Below are 608 nucleotides of genomic sequence, written 5' to 3'. Positions count from 1 at the left end.
CGCATAACGTGTCGCACTGCATCGTCGTTGCCATAACAGAAGCAATTTCGCTCAATAAGGTCGACATTAAGGCGGTGAAATTTCGCGAGCCAATCTGAAACATCACGTTTTCCATAACCGCCATCAACCGAACAATATATCTCCGTCCGGTTACACGTAGACAAAATAACGCCCTCGCTCACCTGATGCTGCGCGACGAAAGACGACAAGGCATCCATAAGCGCCAAAGGGTCGAAAGCAACTTTCTCCCTTAACTCTATTGGAGCTGTTTTATGATTTATGCCGAAGGCAAGGATGGACATTGATTACAGAATTTGAGAATTAAATCCCTATTTTACAAAGAGCGTGAGAAATATTCCATGCGAATTACACAATGTCTTATCGACAACATTGACAGTATTAAGCGGTATGTCATCATAACGGCGTTTATGCCTCATCTAGTAACGATAAAAGAGACACCTTTGAATTCATTTCGCTTCGCATTTGTTTTAAGCGCGCTCATCACTCTTAGTGGTTGTGCGAGCCTTCTCAACACACAAAACACAGCCCCGACTGACGCAGAGGTTAACTCCAATTCAGCAGAAGAAGACGGCACTTACCAAGACTTT

At 43.9% G+C, this 608-nt stretch carries 1 pseudogene; it reads right to left on the bottom strand.

Features of this window, described 5'->3' with window-relative positions:
• A pseudogene (locus A3762_RS16520) lies at nucleotides 1–302 on the bottom strand (glutamyl-tRNA reductase); the annotation flags it as partial.
• Between the last annotated feature and the right edge of the window lie 306 nt (nucleotides 303–608).

The organism is Oleiphilus sp. HI0125, assembly GCF_001635355.1.
The sequence above is the reverse complement of the archived record's forward strand: the minus strand, read 5'-3'. Positions and strand labels throughout refer to the sequence as shown.